This is a genomic window from Lysinibacillus sp. NPDC092081 (assembly GCF_044755845.1).
GTDB lineage: Bacteria > Bacillota > Bacilli > Bacillales_A > Planococcaceae > Lysinibacillus.
Genome location: NZ_JBIVRU010000007.1, coordinates 1 through 20,076, shown reverse-complemented (window position 1 = coordinate 20,076; position 20,076 = coordinate 1). Strand labels below are relative to the sequence as shown.

Annotated in this window: 18 protein-coding genes and 1 riboswitch; of the genes, 12 read left to right on the top strand and 6 right to left on the bottom strand. The window is 34.6% G+C overall.

Features of this window, described 5'->3' with window-relative positions:
• Positions 1-19: 19 nt before the first annotated feature.
• Positions 20-349, bottom strand: a complete 330-nt coding sequence (gene crcB / locus ACIQLB_RS12475; RefSeq protein WP_400725931.1) for a fluoride efflux transporter CrcB — start codon at positions 347-349, stop codon at positions 20-22.
• Positions 346-708 carry a fluoride efflux transporter CrcB gene (crcB, locus tag ACIQLB_RS12470; protein WP_400725928.1) on the bottom strand — a complete coding sequence of 121 codons (363 nt, stop codon included), beginning with the start codon at positions 706-708 and terminating at the stop codon, positions 346-348. The genes crcB (ACIQLB_RS12475) and crcB (ACIQLB_RS12470) overlap by 4 nt, the downstream gene beginning before the upstream one ends.
• A 638-nt stretch (positions 709-1,346) precedes the next feature.
• Here crcB (ACIQLB_RS12470) and ACIQLB_RS12465 point away from each other — a divergent pair.
• Positions 1,347-1,520, top strand: a complete 174-nt coding sequence (locus ACIQLB_RS12465; protein ID WP_400725925.1) for a hypothetical protein — start codon at positions 1,347-1,349, stop codon at positions 1,518-1,520.
• 303 nt (positions 1,521-1,823) lie between these two features.
• Here the strand turns inward: ACIQLB_RS12465 and ACIQLB_RS12460 are convergent, their stop codons facing one another.
• A complete protein-coding gene (locus ACIQLB_RS12460; protein WP_400725922.1) occupies positions 1,824-2,114 on the bottom strand; it encodes a VOC family protein in 291 nt (96 codons plus the stop codon).
• The gene (locus tag ACIQLB_RS12455) at positions 2,111-2,245 is read right to left on the bottom strand and encodes a VOC family protein (protein ID WP_400725919.1); all 135 of its coding nucleotides are present in this window, start codon (positions 2,243-2,245) and stop codon (positions 2,111-2,113) included. The genes ACIQLB_RS12460 and ACIQLB_RS12455 overlap by 4 nt, the downstream gene beginning before the upstream one ends.
• Before the next feature lie 566 nt (positions 2,246-2,811).
• On the opposite strand from ACIQLB_RS12455, the gene ACIQLB_RS12450 reads away from it, so the two are divergent.
• A complete protein-coding gene (locus ACIQLB_RS12450) occupies positions 2,812-4,554 on the top strand; it encodes an ABC transporter ATP-binding protein (protein ID WP_400725916.1) in 1,743 nt (580 codons plus the stop codon).
• The gene (locus ACIQLB_RS12445; protein WP_400725913.1) at positions 4,551-6,284 is read left to right on the top strand and encodes an ABC transporter ATP-binding protein; all 1,734 of its coding nucleotides are present in this window, start codon (positions 4,551-4,553) and stop codon (positions 6,282-6,284) included. The genes ACIQLB_RS12450 and ACIQLB_RS12445 overlap by 4 nt, the downstream gene beginning before the upstream one ends.
• A gap of 71 nt (positions 6,285-6,355) precedes the next feature.
• On the opposite strand, the gene ACIQLB_RS12440 is transcribed toward ACIQLB_RS12445, so the two are convergent.
• Positions 6,356-6,727, bottom strand: a complete 372-nt coding sequence (locus ACIQLB_RS12440) for a hypothetical protein (protein WP_400725910.1) — start codon at positions 6,725-6,727, stop codon at positions 6,356-6,358.
• A 174-nt stretch (positions 6,728-6,901) separates the two neighbouring features.
• On the opposite strand from ACIQLB_RS12440, the gene dacB reads away from it, so the two are divergent.
• The 4 genes from dacB (at position 6,902) to lepB (ending at position 11,613) form a co-directional block, all read left to right on the top strand.
• Positions 6,902-8,335 (top strand): D-alanyl-D-alanine carboxypeptidase/D-alanyl-D-alanine endopeptidase, encoded by a 1,434-nt coding sequence (gene dacB, locus ACIQLB_RS12435; RefSeq protein ID WP_400725907.1) that lies wholly within the window; start codon positions 6,902-6,904, stop codon positions 8,333-8,335.
• Positions 8,336-9,159: 824 nt separating this feature from the next.
• Entirely contained in the window at positions 9,160-10,095 is a 936-nt protein-coding gene (locus ACIQLB_RS12430; RefSeq protein ID WP_400725904.1) for an LCP family glycopolymer transferase, read from the top strand.
• A 333-nt stretch (positions 10,096-10,428) separates the two neighbouring features.
• On the top strand, positions 10,429-10,539 hold the full coding sequence (locus ACIQLB_RS12425; protein WP_400725901.1) for a transcriptional regulator: 111 nt from the start codon (positions 10,429-10,431) through the stop codon (positions 10,537-10,539).
• Between the two features lie 516 nt (positions 10,540-11,055).
• The gene (gene lepB, locus ACIQLB_RS12420) at positions 11,056-11,613 is read left to right on the top strand and encodes a signal peptidase I (RefSeq protein WP_053483949.1); all 558 of its coding nucleotides are present in this window, start codon (positions 11,056-11,058) and stop codon (positions 11,611-11,613) included.
• A 58-nt stretch (positions 11,614-11,671) separates the two neighbouring features.
• Here the strand turns inward: lepB and ACIQLB_RS12415 are convergent, their stop codons facing one another.
• Positions 11,672-11,878 carry a hypothetical protein gene (locus ACIQLB_RS12415; protein ID WP_400725897.1) on the bottom strand — a complete coding sequence of 69 codons (207 nt, stop codon included), beginning with the start codon at positions 11,876-11,878 and terminating at the stop codon, positions 11,672-11,674.
• Between the two features lie 215 nt (positions 11,879-12,093).
• Positions 12,094-12,193: riboswitch (purine riboswitch) on the top strand.
• A gap of 67 nt (positions 12,194-12,260) precedes the next feature.
• Here ACIQLB_RS12415 and ACIQLB_RS12410 point away from each other — a divergent pair.
• The 5 genes from ACIQLB_RS12410 to ACIQLB_RS12390 all read left to right on the top strand — a co-directional run.
• A complete protein-coding gene (locus ACIQLB_RS12410; protein WP_400725895.1) occupies positions 12,261-13,451 on the top strand; it encodes an MFS transporter in 1,191 nt (396 codons plus the stop codon).
• Positions 13,452-13,556: 105 nt separating this feature from the next.
• Entirely contained in the window at positions 13,557-13,841 is a 285-nt protein-coding gene (locus tag ACIQLB_RS12405) for a hypothetical protein (RefSeq protein ID WP_400725892.1), read from the top strand.
• A gap of 503 nt (positions 13,842-14,344) precedes the next feature.
• A complete protein-coding gene (gene fabD, locus ACIQLB_RS12400) occupies positions 14,345-15,613 on the top strand; it encodes an ACP S-malonyltransferase (RefSeq protein WP_400725890.1) in 1,269 nt (422 codons plus the stop codon).
• A 37-nt stretch (positions 15,614-15,650) separates the two neighbouring features.
• Complete coding sequence (locus ACIQLB_RS12395) at positions 15,651-18,923, top strand: condensation domain-containing protein (RefSeq protein ID WP_400725887.1); 3,273 nt, start codon at positions 15,651-15,653, stop codon at positions 18,921-18,923.
• Between the two features lie 20 nt (positions 18,924-18,943).
• Positions 18,944-20,076 (top strand): AMP-binding protein (locus tag ACIQLB_RS12390; protein ID WP_400725885.1); only part of this gene is annotated, 1,133 nt, incomplete at its 3' end.

Below are 20,076 nucleotides of genomic sequence, written 5' to 3'. Positions count from 1 at the left end.
AGTATCTCATAAATTGCTGCTATCCAAGGAAAAAGCCGAGTGCAGCGAAAAGTAAACCGAATAAAATTGTAGTGCATATATAAATTATTGCTTGTCTCCATTTTTTTTGCTCTAAGAGCTGCAAACATTCAAAACCAAATGTTGAAAAGGTCGTATAGGCTCCTAAAAAACCCAGCCCTATAAAATGCCAAATCCAATCACTTGGATGTAATGCAAATAGAAAGCCAAGCGCAAAAGAACCCGTTATATTAATAAAAAATGTTGCCCATGGGTATGTATGGACAATCAATCTTCCTAGATAAAATCTTGTTAGTGCACCCAAAAATCCACCGATACCAATAATTATCATAAGATGCGCCCCTTTGCTAGTTTAAGTCCTAGCCATGCACAAGCTAAACCGCCAAATACACTTACTAAAATATAAAGAACGGCTTGTAACCACTTACTATCCTGCAAAAGTAATAGCGTTTCTAAAGAAAATGTCGAAAAGGTTGTAAAGGCACCAAAAAAGCCGGTACCAATTCCTAAAATAATAGGTGTACGCTTTGTAAACGTTGTAAATAGCCAAGCTAAACAAAAGCAGCCAATTAAGTTTATGCAAAGTGTCGCAAATGGAAAATCACCGTTATTTGAAAGTGCTAGACCAAGGCTATATCGACAGATGGCACCCAAAAATCCACCAATTCCAACAGCTAAAAATGATTTCAAAGTAAAGACTCCTTACTAAAATGTCTATATTGAAAAGTGTATCATGAGACACCCGTTTTAGATATATTTCTATAGCTATATAAATTCAAAAATATCACCGTTTTACTAACTATGGATCAAATGTTTTCGTTCTATAGTTTATTTTGACTTTTTGAATACTATTTTATTATATTGTCGACTAAAATTCTTATATTTCCTGCCAAAATACTTTGTAGTTAATGTCCCTATATCATCTCTTTATATGTATATAACTAACAAGGAAGCATTATCTAAGTAGTTCTGAACGAGAAACTCTTTAGGTATTCAAATACTATTACACCGTCGACTGATAATCCGATAACGGTTAATCCGTTGACGGAAAACCCGCTAACGGAAAAACCGTCAATAGTAATTAATAATTAATAATTAATTACTAAATAATAAATTACTAAATAATAATAATAATAGAGCCGGTGCCTTGAAAAGCACACTGTAAAATTCAAAACAGTAACCGATGTTTCAGTTTGGCGTTCGTGTCTCTTATATTCAACTTGCACCGAGGGATGTTGGAGTGAGCAAAGATAGACGGCATTTTTACACCCTTAATGGAAATCAAGGGACAGTCTCCGTGTTTGCTATTCTTTAATTTTATTGGGAAGATGAGCGATAAATTAAAGTTAGGCGATAAATTTAGAAAGTTAAGCAATAAATTTAAAAAGTTAGGCAATAAATTTAAAAAGTTAGGCAATAAATTTAAAAAGTTAGGTGATAAATTTAAAAAGTTAGGCGATAAATTAAAGTTAGGTGATAAATTAAAAAAATTAGGGCGATAAATCTAAAAATTGTTCCGATAAATTGATTTGGACCCTATCAAACTAGCTTTGTTCGTTAGGGTCTTCCAGCAATGATTCAATAACATGTTTTAATTGAAAAATTTGTATTTAACACAGTAATCGTATTGTCAATTCGTGGGGAATCAAGGATACTACTTACCGATTTTATTTCTTTCATCGTAAACTTGATTCTTTTTTTACCAAGTAGTGTAACAGGCAAACGCTTTTTAAAATTAATAATAGGTGAATGATTCGAAATGACTTCGAATGTGTCTGTTGCAATCATGTCATAATTTATTATTACTATAATTGACCTTTAACGTTGTCAATGACAGTATCAAAGTCTTTGTTGGAATCGACACTTTCCGTTATTGTGAAAATATACCCATCTGGATCTTCTATAGTTAACTCTTTTGCATTCCATGGTTGAATTGTCGGTTCTTGAATGATATTTGTTTTATTTTCCAGTGCGGCTTGATAAATACTATGAATATCATGAGAGAATAAATTAATAATGACTGAGTCAGAAGTGTTGACTTCTTCATCCTTTAACAGCATCAAATCTTGGTACTTTGTTCCTCTTAAATGTGTCATTGAAGTTGTTTAGCATCTGGAAAATCAAATACTGAATTGAAACTTAGTACGTTTGCATACCATTCTTTTGACTTTTTAATATCTCTTACTTTTAGCTTCACGAATAAGGGCATTTGATAAAATTCATTCATGTCTATTTCCTCCTTTAGGTTAATACAAACTAACCATAAAGGTTTACGTAGCGTTAAAGTCAATATAAAAAATTTTAGTATTTTATGCTAAATGTAAGGTTCTCCGAATGATTTACTCCTGGATATTAAATTTAGCAATTCGTTGCTTTAAAGCGCTAATTATTTCTTGAAAAACGTAAAAAATAACAGCAAGCTGGTTGACAAATATTTCTAAGATGTGATAATCTTCAAGAACACTATAACAAATTTTAGTAAAGGAGGGCATGACGATGTTAATTTTATCAGTATCATATCAAAGCACAACTGCATACATTGTCCATGTCTTCTAACATATTATTTTACATTGCAATAAAAGGCATGGGTAACTCCTTGCCTTTTATTAAGAGACACATGCTCTTTTTTGGGGGTATGTGTCTTTTTTTTGTTGCAAAAAAGGGTTGTAGTGATAACAAAAAAGGGAGTGTATGTGTATGCGAAACAAAGTACAAAAAATGATTTTCATCAAGAAATTTATGGATAGTGGGTAGCACAGCTTTAACAGCACTAGAGAAAGAAGGTTATAAAGTATGTTTGATGTTTTAAGTAAATTAAGCTGGTTTTTTAAGAAATACTGGAAGCAATATACTATAGCCGTTTTGCTATTAATGATAGCAAGTGGTTTAGAAGTTGTTCCACCGTATTTACTAGGGTCAATTATTGATATATTGACTGCTGGAGAAATGACATCAGCTCTTTTAACGAAGTATATTTTGATTTTTGTGTGTATCATGATTGGGGGTTATGTCCTTAATTTTGTGTGGCAATTCAGATTATTTGAAGGGGCTATTAACCTAGAGAAAATTTTACGCCGCAACCTTATGCAGCATTTTTTGCGCATGACACCAACGTTTTATGAGAAAAATCGTACCGGAGATTTAATGGCACGTGCGACGAATGATTTAAACGCAGTGTCGTTGACTGCTGGCTTCGGGATTATGACACTGATTGATTCCACAATCTACATGGGCTTTATTATTTTTGCCATGGGTTTTATGATTTCGTGGAAGCTTACTTTTTTTGCAATGCTGCCAGTGCCGATCATGGCCATTCTTATTCAATATTTAGGGAAGATTGTGCATGAACGCTATATGAAGGCGCAAGATGTTTTTGGAGAGCTAAATGATAGTGTTCTAGAGTCGGTTGCAGGTGTGCGAGTTGTACGGGCATACGTACAAGAAAAAAAGGACGAAACAGATTTTGCAGAGATGAGCGAGATTGTCTATGAAAAAAATATGCATACAGCAAAAATTAACGCCTTATTTGGACCGATTACAAAGGTCGGTACTGGGATTAGTTATGTTGTAGCACTTGGCTATGGTGCTCATCTAGTAGCGACTGAGGCTATGACAGTAGGGCAGCTTGTAACGTTCAATGTTTACTTGGGGCTAGCAGTTTGGCCAATATTTGCAATTGGGGAACTTATAAATGTGATGCAGCAAGGTAACGCTTCTCTTGATCGTGTACAGGAAACGCTAAACTATGAGGCGGATGTTCGGAATATTGTGGATCCACAAACGATTATGACGCCAAATGCGATTGGCTTTGATGATTTAACATTCCAATATCCGATGAGTCAGGTGAAAAACCTCCAGGAAATTTCATTGTCGTTGAAAAAAGGGCAAACACTTGGGATTGTTGGTAAAACAGGAGCGGGTAAAACGACCTTCTTGCGACAATTATTACGCGAGTATCCAATCGGCGAGGGTCAGCTATCGATTGATGGAGTCGATATTACTGCACAAACGAAGGAGCAGTTACTCGACTGGATTGGCTATGTTCCACAGGATCATGTTCTATTCTCACGTACCATTCGCGAAAATATTTTATTTGGAAAAGAAGATGCTACACAGGCTGAATTGCACCAGGCGATTCGTGCAGCATACTTTGAAAAGGATTTAAAAAATTTACCAATGGGCCTTGAGACACTTGTTGGTGAAAAGGGCGTATCTCTTTCAGGTGGTCAAAAGCAACGCGTTTCAATTGCACGTGCGCTTATTAAAGACCCTGAAATTTTAATGCTTGATGACTCACTTTCTGCTGTAGACGCCAAAACAGAGTCAAGAATTATTGAGAATATACAGCGAGAACGACAAGATAAAACGACGATTATTACTACGCATCGTTTATCAGGAATTCAGCACGCCGATTTAATTATCGTGCTAGATGAAGGCCAAATTGTAGAGCAGGGAACACATGAGCAGCTTCTTGCACAACAAGGATGGTATAAAGAGCAATTTGACCGTCAACAGCTAGAAGGAGGTGCCTCATGAGTACGAGTCAACGTTTAACACGCTATGCAATGTATTTTAAAAAACCGATACTACTTGGACTGTTTTTCTTAACAATCGCCGTCTTTACGGAGCTTGTTGGGCCGTTTATTGCGAAGCATATCATTGATAATTACATGACAATTGGCCGTATTGAATTTAAACCAATCACTTGGCTATTACTTGTCTATTTAATTTTAGCAATAGCTACAGCTGTTTTACGCTATTTTATGTATATCTATTTACAAATGGGTGCCAACCGTGTTGTACAAAAATTACGTAAAGATGTATTTGAACATATCCAAACATTGCCAATTCAATACTTCGATAATTTACCAGCAGGGAAAATTGTAGCCCGTGTAACGAATGATACCGAGGCTGTTCGTAATTTATATGTTCAAGTACTTTCAAATTTCGTTACGAGTTTAATTTCTATTGTGGGTGTTTATATCGCACTCTTCATTTTAAATTGGAAGATGGCATTCTTAGCATTGGCTATGGTACCAGTCGTTTATTTATGGATGATTTTATACCGTAAAGTTGCTTCGAAATATAATGATGTTATCAGAACGAAAATTGCCGATATTAACGCAATGATTAATGAATCGATTCAGGGGATGACGATTATTCAAGCATTCCGTCGTGAGCAGCAAATGACGAAGGAATTTGATGACATGAATAATGAGCATTATGCATATGAACGCAAGCTGCTTTTCCTTGATTCTGCAACTTCCTTCAACCTTGTTAATACATTAAGACTTCTTATGTTTACGATCTTTATTTTTTACTTTGGCACACAGTCATTTACGGCAACGGAAGTTATTTCTGCGGGGACATTATATGCCTTTGTCGATTATTTAACGAGATTATTTAATCCGATCACGAATATCGTCAATCAATTTTCTCAGCTTGAGCGCTCACTTGTTGCAGGAAAGCGTGTTTTTGAGGTGTTAGATATTAACGGGGAACCAGTATCTGAAAAAAGTTTACCTAGATATAAAGGAAATGTGGTGTTCGAAGATGTTTCCTTTGCTTATAAAAATGATGAATACGTATTGAAAAACCTTTCATTTGAAGCACATCAAGGTGAAACTATTGCCTTAGTAGGTCATACAGGATCTGGGAAAAGTTCTATTATGAACTTATTGTTCCGTTTCTATGACCCATCTAAAGGGAAAATTACAATTGATGGAATTGACATCACTTCTGTACCTCGTCAAACAATGCGTGAACATATGGGTATTGTTCTACAGGACCCATACTTATTTACAGGTACAATTGCTTCGAACGTCAGCCTGAATAATCCTAAAATTTCGCGAGAGAAAATAGAAACTTCATTAAAGGCAGTTGGTGGGGAACGTGTTTTGGCGAACTTGCCAAATGGCTATGATGAGCCTGTTATTGAGAAGGGGAGCACACTGTCATCTGGACAGCGTCAGTTAATCTCCTTTGCGCGTGCCCTTGCCTTTGACCCGGCTATTTTAATTTTAGATGAGGCTACTTCTAATATCGATACAGAAACAGAGGAGATTATTCAGCATGCGATGGATGTGCTGAAAAAAGGACGTACAACATTCATTATCGCTCACCGACTTTCTACTATTAAGAATGCAGATCGTATTCTTGTTTTAGATCGAGGTAAGATTGTTGAGCGTGGCACACATGATGAGCTATTAGCACAGGGCGGCATTTACGAAAAAATGTATCAAATGCAGGCGAATTCATTGCAATAATAATTTGAATGGGTACAGGGAGAATGATATAAATGAAGCCCCACTTTATGAAAAAAAGTGGGGCTTTCTATTTAAGATTTTACATTTTTAAAGACATTGACAACAAAGAACAGTACTGAAATTGCTACTGCGATACCGCCACCAGATACAAAGAGCTCAAATAACCAGTGCGGTACATCTATATGGACCATCATCATACCGACTAAGAGGAACGGTAATCCGAGATTATAAAACCAAAATTGCGCTTTGGCCAGTCCTGTCTCGGCTGCTTCTTTATATACGGAATAAATTAAGCCGATTAAACCAGTTGTTAGCCAACCTACTACACCGATGTGTACATGTGTCGCCGTCCATTCGAGTTGAATTGTATAATGCATAAACAGTCCAAAGGCCAAAACAATCACTAAATATAAGACTGAAATCTTTATCCATTTAGCACCCATTTATAAACAACTCCTTTCCCGAAATGATTTAGCTAGCTATTACAGTGTATTCTTGTCGAATAAAAAAGATGACATATTCTTCTTTGTAAAATAAAAAAGTGTTATATTGTAAAATGCTAATTTTTTCCGTAGAATAAAAGCGTGAAAAGTAGAAATTTGCCAATTGGAGGGTCTATGAAAAAGAAAATTAATTTTTTAATAATGATTTTAATGGTCTGTTACTCGACCATCATCTTTGTTGAGAAGGCAGGTGCTAGTGAGCAAATGATGACAACAAAAGTGAATAGCATTATTGCGAAGAATTGGAAGAACAACGAGTACAGCATTACCGTACGAGATTTAGAAACAGGGAATGTGCTCTACAATAATAATGGTGAAAAAATGATACGCCCTGCTTCTACGCATAAGCTTTTAGTTAGTGCCGCTGCATTGGATTTATTAGGACCTGATTATCGCTTTGCTACGAAGACATATGTCGATGGATCAATTGAAGATGGTGTACTTTACGGTAATATTTATTTACAGGGCGAGGGAGATCCAACGCTTTTACCTAGTCATTTAGAGTCATTCGCCAATGGCCTGAAAAAAATGGGTATCTCTAAAATTACGGGTTCCTTAATCGGGGATGATACTTGGTTTGATGCAGATCGCTTACCGAAGGGTATTGTACCTCAAGAAGAGGATCAACCTTATGCTTCACGTATTTCAGCGTTAACGATTTCGCCAAATGATCAATATGATATTGCAAATGTGCAAGTGAAAGTCACAGGCTCAAAGGTTGGCACTACGGCTAATGTTCAGCTTGTTCCGTTTGCAAGTACTATCCCAGTTGTTAACAAAACAAAAATTGTTAAAAAGGGTGAGAAAAGCACTGTAAAAATTACAAGAGAATATGGTACAGATCGAATCATTGTAACGGGTAATTTACCAGCAGGTTCACAGAAAAGTACATATGTCACTGTCTATGATCCAACCCTGTATGCACTCGATGTATTTCGTGAAAAATTAGTAGCAAAAGGGATCCAAACAATACCTCTTGAAACTGGGAAGGTACCTGAAAATGCACAGCGAGTAGGTATTTCGTATTCAAAGCCATTAACTGATATTAACTTTAAATATTTAAAGTTAAGCATTAATGGCATGGGTGATATGTTGACAAAACAACTTGGACGAGAGCTACTCGGGGAAGGAAGCTGGTCCGCTGGCATCCAAGCAATTCGTACATATGGTAGTGATAATGGGCTTACTATGGAGCAGTGGTATTTTGAAGATGGTTCAGGTTTAAACCATCAAAACCGAGTAAGTAGTATGCAAGAAAGTCTATTATTATATAAAGTTCGAAGTAAATCCTGGTATTACTCATATTTAAATGCACTACCGCTAGCAGGTGGAAAGGGCAGCCTTGTTGGTGCGACTTTAGAAAATCGGATGAAGGGCTATAGTGTATCTGCTAAAACAGGCTATATTTCTGGAACATATGCTTTAAGTGGCTATGTAAAAGGAAAAAGTGGCAAGTGGTATATCTTTAGTATTTTGACACAGGCCAATAAAACTTCAGCTATCCCAACTATTGATGAAATTGTCAAACAGATTGCTAATGAAATGTAAGGATGATTGCATATTATTGCAGATTCAAGAAAAACTAATGCAAGGCACAAGACAAAAGTGTATAAACAAAAAGGTCGTTTCAGTGTGGAACGGCTTTTTTAATGGAAAAACATATGGCCCATCATCTTTACTGTTTTACGACAGGTGAATATTCTCACTCTGTATTTGGGATTTTGTGTACCACTTTTTAATAGCAAAGGTGAAATTATTGCTTCTTTAACCTTAGCTGGCCCAGTTTATCGGAAACCAACGGCTGAGAAACTTCCTGAAATGGTGGAAATTATCCAATATGCAGCGATGAGTATTCAACGATATTTCGATCAATATAGCTTTAAACTTTATAATGATTAATCTATAACTTCTTTCAGCGGGTGTCCAAACATCTGCTGCTGACGCTTCGCTTTCGCGCAAAAAACATCTGCGGCTGACGCTTCGCTTTCGCGCAAAAAACATCTGCAGACCTAAGCACAAAGCCGATTCTGGACGCAATTATGCAGAGGCATAATTGATTGATGTCTGCTAAAAAAGCTCAGGGCACTGTAAAGCTGTTGAGCTTTTTGCTATCTTTTATTAATTTTGTGAGGTTTCTTTTCTAGTAAAATTTCGTATAAACATAGTGGAATTATGTAAGTCGCTTTTTTATAAATTTAGCTGACACTAATAAAGAGGGATCATTTACAAATCAAAGAATACTTTATCGTATATTTAGTAAATACTAGTGTACGTCTTTTTTTCGTCCAATATGCATATAATTAGCCATATTAACTTTTTTCCAACTTAAAACGTCAAAAAGAGGGGTAAATTTTGCAAGAGAGGACTTATGTATGGAAAAAAATATCAAACGCTCTAAGGAAAAAAAGAGCAAGAAAAAAATTTGGCTTTGGATAGTAGGTAGCTTATTAACAATTTTTTTAATTTTTATAGGTACTGCTTATTACACTATCCATAAAACGATGAATAAAATAAATACACCATTAATTGAAACGACAGGTGATGACAATAAAGAAAAAAAAATAGTTACAAAGAAAGACCCATTTTCTGTGTTATTGCTTGGAGTGGATCAACGTAAAAATGACAGTGGACGTTCAGACACGATGATTGTTATTACGGTGAACCCTGAAAAACACACGATGAAGATGCTCAGTATACCTCGAGATACTCGTACAGAAATTATTGGCCACAATTCTGTCGATAAAATCAACCATGCCTATGCATTTGGAGGCGTCCCAATGGCGGTGAATACAGTTGAGCATTTTTTAGATATACCAATTGATTATTATGTGTTTATTAATATGGAGGGCTTCCTGCAAATTATCGATACAATTGGTGGCGTAACAATTGAGAATGACATGGATTTAACCTATGACTCCTACCATTATCCGAAGGGGGAGGTCACTTTAGACGGTGATAAGGCACTAATTTTTTCACGTATTCGTTATGAAGATCCACGTGGTGATTTTGGTCGTCAAATTCGCCAACGACAAATTATTGAAGCGGTTCTGAAAAAAGCCTCGTCGACACCTTCTATATTGTTAAAGGCTACAGATATGCTTGATGTAGTAGGAAAAAATGTTCGTATGAATTTTACGATGAAGGACTTAATCCAACTACAAAGTATTTATAAAAAAATGGATGGTAATATTGAACAGTTGTCGTTTAAAGAGGGAAATGGCAAAACAATTGACCACATATGGTATTTTATCCCTGAAGAGACAGAGCTAGAAAAAATCAAATCGGAATTAAAAGCCAGTTTGCAATAAATACTTAGGAGTGACAATTTGAGTGATAGCTGTAAATCTTTTGACAATGAAGGGAGGGAGAACAATGAATGGGAGGACCCAGGTGCTTAGGTATACAGCTCTAAATAATTGCATGCAAAGCTATGTGCCTAAGCGTAAAGTTCAAAAAAAACCAGTCAGTTCCGCTATACGTCATTTACAACTATTGTGCTTAAAAATTTTCATGTAAAACATAAAAAATCATTCAGGTAGGGTGCATGCCTAGTTGAATGGTTTTTTATTTCATTCAAATGTTTGAAATATCAGAAAATTTAGTGTATAATTGCATTAGAAATGGTTGAGGGAGTGATTGTGATGATCATAGGCACAATTTTATTAGCAGTTGCATTACATACCGGTATTGTTTTAGCAGTAGACTTAATGAATGAGCAACACCACTCTACTACGCAAAGTAACCATTCATAATCGAAAAACAAAAGAATAGAATGCATATAGGCAAAGCTATTAAGAAGCTTTGTCTATTTTTTTGTGGCTCGTCACCAAAAATTGGGGATGACATTTGTTAAAACGTATCCGCGGATTTTGGCCTGACCTAATCACTTTCGGACCTGAGCAGTTCTTCGGTTAACCTGATCAAATCTTGGCCTGACCCGTTCGGTTTCTCCTAGGATCTGATCAGATTTCCGGCTGACCGGATCAGATCTTGAGCCGACCCGATCAGTTTTCTTTTGGAGCTGAGCGTTTCTTTGGTTAATGGTTTTCACATGGGCTACAGCGTCACAGATGAAACCATGGAGCGAAACGAGTAGGGGGACCGCCTTTGTTTATTGGCGTCCCCAGGAAAGCGCCCGGTCGGAACGAAATCAACCTCACATTCTGGTGATGAGCTATTTTGGTAAACTTGAAACAATTTATGTGATTAATTCGTCAAGATACTGTAGAAAATGTTATACTATAAAAAAACAGTATCGGGGAATGAGCATGCAACAAGAGAGAACAAGTTTCAAAAAAGAATTAATATCCTATCTTAAAATTATTGTAATTACAGCTATTATTGTTTTAGGCTGTAAGCAATTTTTATTTGCACCGATTAAAGTGCAAGGTGCTTCTATGTACCCAACTTATCATGATAAGGATCTTATTATTGTAAGTAAAATGAGTAAAATTGACCGCTTTGATCAAATTGTCTTTCAATCACCAACAGAAGATGAACTATATATTAAACGAGTAATTGGCCTGCCAGGTGATACAGTTGAAATGAAAGACGATGTTTTGTATGTAAATGGCAAAGCTTATAAAGAAGATTATGTGAATCGTCAAACAGATGATCCTAATCAATTACGTATTACAGAAAATTTCACGTTAGAGCAATTAGTAAATGAAAAAAAGGTCCCTGAGGGTAAGTATTTTGTACTGGGGGACAACCGTTTAAAAAGTTCTGATAGCCGCCATTATGGCTTGATTTCTAAAGATGCCATCTATGGTGAAGCTAAATTAACAATATATCCGTTTAGTCGTTTCCATATCGGTCCAAAATAAAATAAATTGGGACTTTCAGTAAAAAAAGAGGCACTTGAGGGGCCTCTTTTTTACTTTTTTAGTTTGCTGATAATGCTTTGCAAACTTTATAAGCGGGGTAATAGATACAAACTGTTGAATTTTCAACAGTTTCTTTTATGGGGACTTGCTGTTTGCTCGCACTAGGAGAAATGATTGCTGGTTTATCGATTGAGAGCTCTTCTACTACTGGTTCTACACCATAAAACAACAATAAAAAATAGCATACTAAACCTACTATACGCAAACAATCACCTCGCAATGTTTCGTTATATTAGTATGTATGGTCAAACTTAAAAAAATATAAGCAAAATCTAAAATTTCTCTCTCTTGAAATGATTTTTTATTAGGTAAGCGTTTGCATTTCAATGATTGAAAGTGCTATAGTGAACCGATTTTATGGATGATAAGGAAGAGAGAATATAAAAAAATGTTGTCATGCAAAATTCAATATGCTAATATATCTAACGTAAATAGTTGATCTGTATAACCTCAATGATATGGATTGAGGGTCTCTACCAGGAACCATAAAATCCTGACTACAAAAATTTTGCTTTATTTTTGTAGTCAGGATTTTTTTCTTTTAAATCTCCCTACAAAAATGAAAGTGTAATAGAAGGGTGATTACTATGAATTGGAGAGTGTATATTCTTGCCGTTACTACCTTTGCGGTAGGATTGGTGGAATTAATTGTAGGTGGTATATTGCCAACAATTGCAGAGGATTTAAATGTGTCCTTAGCAACAGCGGGACAATTAATTACACTATTTGCTCTTGTCTATGCAATATCTGCGCCTGTCCTTTTATCATTAACTGCAAAAGTGGAAAGGAAGCGTCTTTATCTTATTTCTTTATTTATTTTTACTTTAGGTAATCTGATGACGTTTTTTAGTACGACATTCTTGATCGTCATGATTGCTAGAATTTTCACAGCAATGAGTACTGCCTTGGTCATCGTTTTATCCTTAACGATTACAACAAAAATTGTTGAACCAAGACATCGTGCAAAAGCTTTAGGGCTTGTGTTCATGGGTGTCAGTTCTGCACTTGTCATCGGTGTGCCAATGGGGATATTTGTGGCAGAAGCATTTGGATGGAGAACTGTGTTCTTAGGAATTGCGCTTCTTTCAACTGTATCTATGATTCTTATTGCGTTACTGCTTGAAAAAATGCCAGTTGTAGAAGTTGTGCCATTAAAGGCTCAAATGAAATCATTAGCCAATTTAAAAATCTTAAGTGCACAATTAATAACACTATTTATGCTGGCTGGTCATTATATGCTTTACGCATATTTAACACCATTTTTAGTAGAAGCATTTGATATGAGTGCCTCTTGGATTAGTATCTGTTATCTAATCTTCGGAATCGCGTCTGTCAGTGGGAATGCTCTAGGTGGTTGGCTAAGTGACAAAATTGGTACTGGTAAAGCCATTCTAATTATTGTCTCTACATTTGCCGTTGTATTATTTAGTATTCCTTACACGATTATTGCTTTACCACTCTTTTTAGTCGTAACAGTTTTATGGGGTGCACTTAGCTGGGCACTTACACCTCCACTACAAAGTTATTTAATACAAGCTGATCCGAAAACATCGGGTATTCAACAAAGCTTAAATACAGCTGCATTACAAATCGGTATATCCATAGGTTCAGCTGTCGGTGGAGCTATGTTTGCTGTTACAGGATCGGTTACGCATTTAGCTAGCTTCGGTGCCATTTTAGTTTTATGTGCGCTAGGTTGTGCTATTTTCTCTTTAAAAAGAGCGCCAGGTTCACATGGGGCTGAGCTAGAGCTGAAATCGGCCTCCAACAACTCCTAGTTTAGGGTAGAATTGTTTGGATGGAATATCCAGAAAATACTGCTGAAAAAGAAGGACAATGATATATAGAGATAGAATGTAAGTTTAGAGGAGGTTGGTAAATACATGCAGATAGATTTAACAGAATTTAAAGGATCAAATGTGAAAGTTGTCGCAACGATTGACCAGACGCTTTATCGGAATGTGGGTGCTATTATTTTATATGAAGAGGATTCACACACTTTATCTGTACGAAAACTAAAACGAAAAATCGCTGATCAATATATACCAACAGATGAACTCGAAAACTTTCTGTTCGACTCTCAAGCAGATGCTATAAAATTTACTCATAAGCTTACTAGAATGAGTGCACTTGATTATTTATTAGTATCGAATAAAAAAGCTAAATGATATAAGGTTAATTGGGATTGTCCAAAATTAAAAGAAGAGTTAGATACTATCGTTAATTCAACAATCCAGAAATATACAAAGGGCATTTTGAGTAATTAGATTCAAATGCCCTTTGAATCTTTTGATTTTTGATAAATTATTTTACTAACCAATAGAAGTGATAGACTTCTATTGGCTTTTTTTAGTGAAATAGTTAATAATTATGAACACCCCTTGCTCTACATTTCTTGAATTGTTTTCCTCAATTATTTTAATTTCCTTCTAGGTGAATTGATACTATTAACAATTTTATTTAGTTACTTCCAAATGAAAAGAACTTTTTAATAATAATTTATTAAATGTATATTAAATTTTTATGTTTGAATTTTTTTAGTTTTAGATATATATTTAATATATAGAATTTTTTGACATATTTAACTAGAAATATATAATGCATTAAGTTGTCTAATTTCACTATTTTTATGTAACCATTTAATCATTTAATCATTTAAACGAGGTGTTTTATGACAATATCAATTGTATTTCCAGGACAAGGTTCTCAATTTCCAGGGATGGGAAAAAACCTATTTTACCAGCATCAAACTGCACGAACTATTTTTGAAGAAGCAAGTGATTACTTACAACTAGATTTAAAAGAATATTGCTTTGGTAAGCATACTGATCAATTAATGCAAACAAAGTATACTCAGTTGGCTGTATTTGTGGTCAGCTATGCTACATTTCGTATTTTACAAGAGAATTTGGATCTACATCCCCGTATTTTGTTAGGACATAGTTTAGGTGAATTGACTGCTTTAGTTTCTGCAAATACATTTTCTTTTACTGATGGATTGGAAATTGTCAGGACTAGAGGAGAATTAATGCAAGAAGCGTCTATTGGTGACTATAAAATGGCTGCGATTATAGGACAGGACTCTTCAGATGTTCAAGCTCATTGTGAGAATATATCTAGAAAAGATAATATCGTAGAAATTTCTAATTATAATTCAAGAGATCAAACTGTAATTTCAGGCCATGAAGATGCTGTAAAGCAAGTGGTAAAACAAATACAAAAAACTGGTGGAAAGGTGATCTATTTAAATGTAACATCACCATTTCATTCTTCAATTATGATAGAGCCTGCCACTTTATTCGGTAAATATATCAAAAAATTCAGAATTAGGAAGCCGGAAGTTGATGTATTGTCCAATGTATCGGGTGATACACATCAAGATATTTTAATTCATGAGATGCTCTCTCGTCAAATTGTTCAACCAGTTGATTGGGTTGCTTGTATGAATTTTTTACATCAACAAAATATAACTGACATTATTGAAGTTGGCCCTGGAACGTCATTATCAAATATTTTAAAAAATCACTTGCCAAATGCTCAAGTGTATTCTATTGGTGAACTTACGGAGCTGGAACAAGTAAAGCGACAATTAACACTGATTTCTCCACATAATCGCTTTTTAAAAAAATGCATAAGTATAGCTGTTAGTACGCAAAATAAAGGTTTTCAAAATTCAGAATCACAAAAAATGATACTACATCATTATAAAGAATTAGTCGAGATGTATGAAAAATTACATAAAAATGTAATTTTGAATGAGGAAATGCAACAAATTCTATTTCATTTTACAGAAATACTAAGGTTAAAATGTATTTCTAATGAAGACTGGCAAGAAAGACATAAACAATTAGTTGTCATAGCAGAGAATGATAGATCTTTAGTAAATATTTTAATAAATCTTAATGAGGAAATTATGAATTCTATTTATTCTAAAAACTAATTTTAAATTTTAATTGTTTATGATTGGAGGAGCCATTTTGGAGAAATATAGTAATTTAGTGGAGGTTATACAAAACGCAGCACAAACAAATAATGGAATTCGTTTTATTGAAGGACAGGATTTAGATCAATATATTCCTTATGTTGAATTGTATGAAAGATCTTTAAGATTACTGCATAGCTTACAATCACATGGAATTGAACCTGGAGATGAATTAGTCTTTCAATTTAATGATAATTGTAAATTCATTGAAACGTTTATAGCTTGTTTGCTAGGGGGCATTGTAGCCGTACCTATACATCTTGTACACACCGAAAATGAACGAAAGAAACTACAAAATGTATGGCAAATATTAAAAAATCCAAAAATTATTACGGAAAGTCCTTATATAAATGAAATAGCAATGACGTTATCTCTTCAACCTACATTTATTTTAAACTATGAATACTTAAGCCGTGAAATGCAGCGGGGAATAATTTATAAGGTTGAAGCAAATGACATTGCTTATATTCAATTTTCATCCGGTTCCACAGGTGCACCTAAAGGATGTATTTTAACACATTACAATTTGATTACTAATGTTCAAGATATGATAACGGCTTCTCATATTACTTCAGCAGACCAAACATTCAGTTGGATGCCATTAACGCATGACTTAGGTTTAATTGGTTTTTTCTTAACACCTCTCTACTTAAATATCACACTAAACATTATGTCCACGGCGCTCTTTATTCGACGACCAATGCTCTGGATGCAGAAAATTTCCGAATATAGAGTAACAATAACCGCATCACCCAATTTTGGTTATCGATTTTTTATGAAACGCATGAAGGTTGGAAAGATATTCGATTGGGATTTATCTTGCGTTCGTTTAATTTTTAACGGTGCAGAACCTATTTCACTAACTACAATTTTACGGTTCATAAATTCTTTAAAACCCTACAATCTTAAAGCAAATACCATGTATCCAGTATACGGAATGGCTGAAGCATGTTTAGGAATAGCGTTTCCTAAGCCTGGCTCATATATCCAATTTGGTTATTACAACAGAGAACAATTAGCAATTGGACAATCAGTGCAAATTTGTCAATCTTCAGATGAAAAAGCCATTGCACTTATCTATGAAGGTTATCCTTTAGATTCTCTGGCCCTTAAAATATGTGACGATCAGCAAGTAGAAGTAGGGGAAGGTGTTGTCGGTCATATATTGATTAAGGGTAACAATGTAACAAAGGGATACTATCAAAATCCAAAAGACACTGAGAAGGCATTTACAGGTGATCTTTGGTTAAAAACTGGAGATTTGGGCTTCATAATTGATGGCAAAATTGTCGTTGTAGGACGTTCTAAAGATGTAGTGATTGTGAACGGACAAAAATTTCATTCATATGATTTAGAAAATCAAATAGGAGAAGCGGTAGATATAGATTCGGAAAAAATCATCATTGTAAGTGTTAATATTTCAAATGATTATGAACAGATTATAGCCTTTATTCAGTATCATCAGGATAAATTATCAGACTTTTCGGATATTGTCAAATCAGTTCAAAAAACAACTATGCAACAATTTGGATTTTCATTTGATGCGGTATTGCCAATTAGAAAAATTCCTAAAACAACAAGTACAAAAAAACAACGTTTTCTAGTAAAAGAGCACTATCAACTTGGTCAATTTGATGAGATTCAAGAAGAGCTACAAAGTTTAATGATCAATGAATGTAAGGAAGCAGGACAAGAGAGAGCGGATTCTGAACTGGAAAAAACGCTATTAGTATGCTGGGAAACAATACTAGAAACAACTAACGTTGGAGTTGAAGATCATTTCTTTGAAGTAGGCGGAGATTCATTAAAAGCAACACAATTGGCTATTGAAATTGAATGTCAAATGGGCTTAGATGCACCACTTTCATTAATATATTCACATCCAACAATTCGCGCACAAGCTACTCAATTGCAAAAACAGCCGAAAGCAACTTTATGCACAATTCCTATTGAAAATAAGCAACCTTATTATCCTTTATCTCCTTCTCAAAAGCGAATCTATATACGAAGTAAATTTAAAGATAGCGACACAGCATTTAATGTACCTGTTGCCATTCAATTAGATGGAAATATGAACATTCAAAAATTCGAATCTGCAATAAATAAACTGATTACACGTCATAGTATCTTACGAACATCATTTTTTGAAATTGATGGTATTCCTTACCAAAAAATACATGAACAATTAGACTTTCAATTAGAAACAGGATCTATAACTCTTAATGAAGTAGAACAAACAATTCAGTCTTTTATCCGATCATTTGAATTACAAAAGCATGGTCTTTTTCGAATTGGTTTGTATCGTATAGAAGAAACAACTCATTTATTAATTCTTGATATGCATCATCTTATTTCGGATGGTACTTCTATTAGTTTAATTATGGAAGAATTAGATGCTCTTTATGCAGGTGAAGTCTTGGAGCCTTTGGTAACCCAGTATAAAGATTATGCATTATGGAAGGATCAAACTTCAAAAATAAGTGAAGAAGAGCTTGTTTTCTGGATACAGAATATGAGAAATATAAAAAAATTAAATTTGCCACTGGATTTTCCAAAAACGTTGGAAAATAGATTCGAGGGTAATCGCGTGTTTTTTGAAATTCCGCCAAAACTTGTACATGGTCTTCAAAAAATAGCGCATCAATACGATGTTACGCCATATATGGTTCTATGTTCTGCTTACCAAGTTTTCCTTTATCATTATTCAGGTCAGAACAATATAGTATCAGTTGCTCCATTTGCTGGAAGGAAAATTCATGAAATACAAAAAATGATTGGACCACTCCTAAACGTCGTACCTATTTGCAGCCATTTGGAAGAGGAAATGACTTTTAAAGTAGTTCTTGAACAAATGAAATCTTTTTTAATTGGGGCTTATGCGTGTCAAGATTTCCCTTTCGAGAGGTTATATGACGAGCCAGAAATAGCAAATGAGATACTAAGTTCTATTTTTCAAGCAAATATGTTTGTATTTCAAAATTTTAAAAAACCAACTTTTAATAAATGGGAATATAAAATCCTAGACATACCTAATCAAACTGCACAATACGATTTATTGCTGTCTATTACCACAAGTCGACAGCAAATGAGTGCCTTTTTTGAATATTCTAAAGCAGCTTATAAAGAAGAGACAATTTTACGTTTCATTGATAGCTTTCATGAAATTCTTAATCAATTAGTTTCAAATCCATTACTACCACTAAATGAGATTCTAGTTAGTGAATTACAGGTTGAGGATAAAATTGAGATTCTTTCATTTGAATTTTAAAGATTAGGGAGGCATCAACAATGAATAACGGGATTATATTAAATTCAGTTAGAAAAGCAAAAGTGTATTGGCTGGAACATTTTTCTGAAGAATCAACGATCAATTCATTTTCAAGAAATAGCATTTCTAAAAGTAAGATAAATATAGCAAGATTAAGCAAATCTTTTTATTTACCAGAGGACCTTTCAGGGAAAATGATGAAATTAACTGAAGGCAGTATACAAAAATTATTTGTTTTTATAAATGCTTTCATCATGATTGCTTTAAAAAAATATACCTCTGAGGATTTCATTACAATTGGTGTCCCAATTCAAACTGCTTCTTCTGAAAAAATAATCCCACTACAATTATCTATTTCTGAAGGAGATACTTTTGTAGAGGTATTAAATAAGTTCAGTCAACAATATGTCAATGGGATTGTGAATCAAAGTTTTTCTATCCGTCAATTAAGTCAAGAATTACAATTAGAAGCAGATGCTCCTGGTTTAGGGGTCTTTGATATAGCTGTTTCACTTTCAAATTTATATTCAGGGCAAAGCATACTGGAAACCAATCCTACACTGTATATTGAGTTTACTTATGAAAGTTCGTCTGAAATTAAAGTATGTTTTAATTATAACTCGGCTTACTTTATGGAAGATGAAATTCAAACTATTTTTATAAATATCATGTCCTTAGCAAATCAGTTGATAAAAAATCTCGATATGCCCTTAGGTGGAATTTCTTTCTGGGATGAAGAAGAAACTACTGTATTTTTAAAGAAAAGAGAACAATTGAATTCTCCTATACTATTACAGACTGTCCTATCGCAATTTGAAGAACAGGTAAGCCGAACACCAAATCACATTGCCATTAAAACAGGTGAATATCTTTTAACTTATGAAGCTCTATATGCGCAGGCTGATCAAGTTCGAACAAGTCTACAAATGCAAGGAATTACACCAGGTATGCGTGTAGGGGTGATGATGGGGCGTACACCTGAAGTCGCTGTAGCGTTATTTGGTATTTGGAAAGCGGGTGCTATATATGTTCCACTAGATGGGACCTTACCAGCAGAGCGCCTTCGATTCATTATTGAAGATGCAGACATCGCACTCATTTTAACGAAGGAAGAACAAAATCTTGAAATACCTTTACCAGTCCCATGTATGAC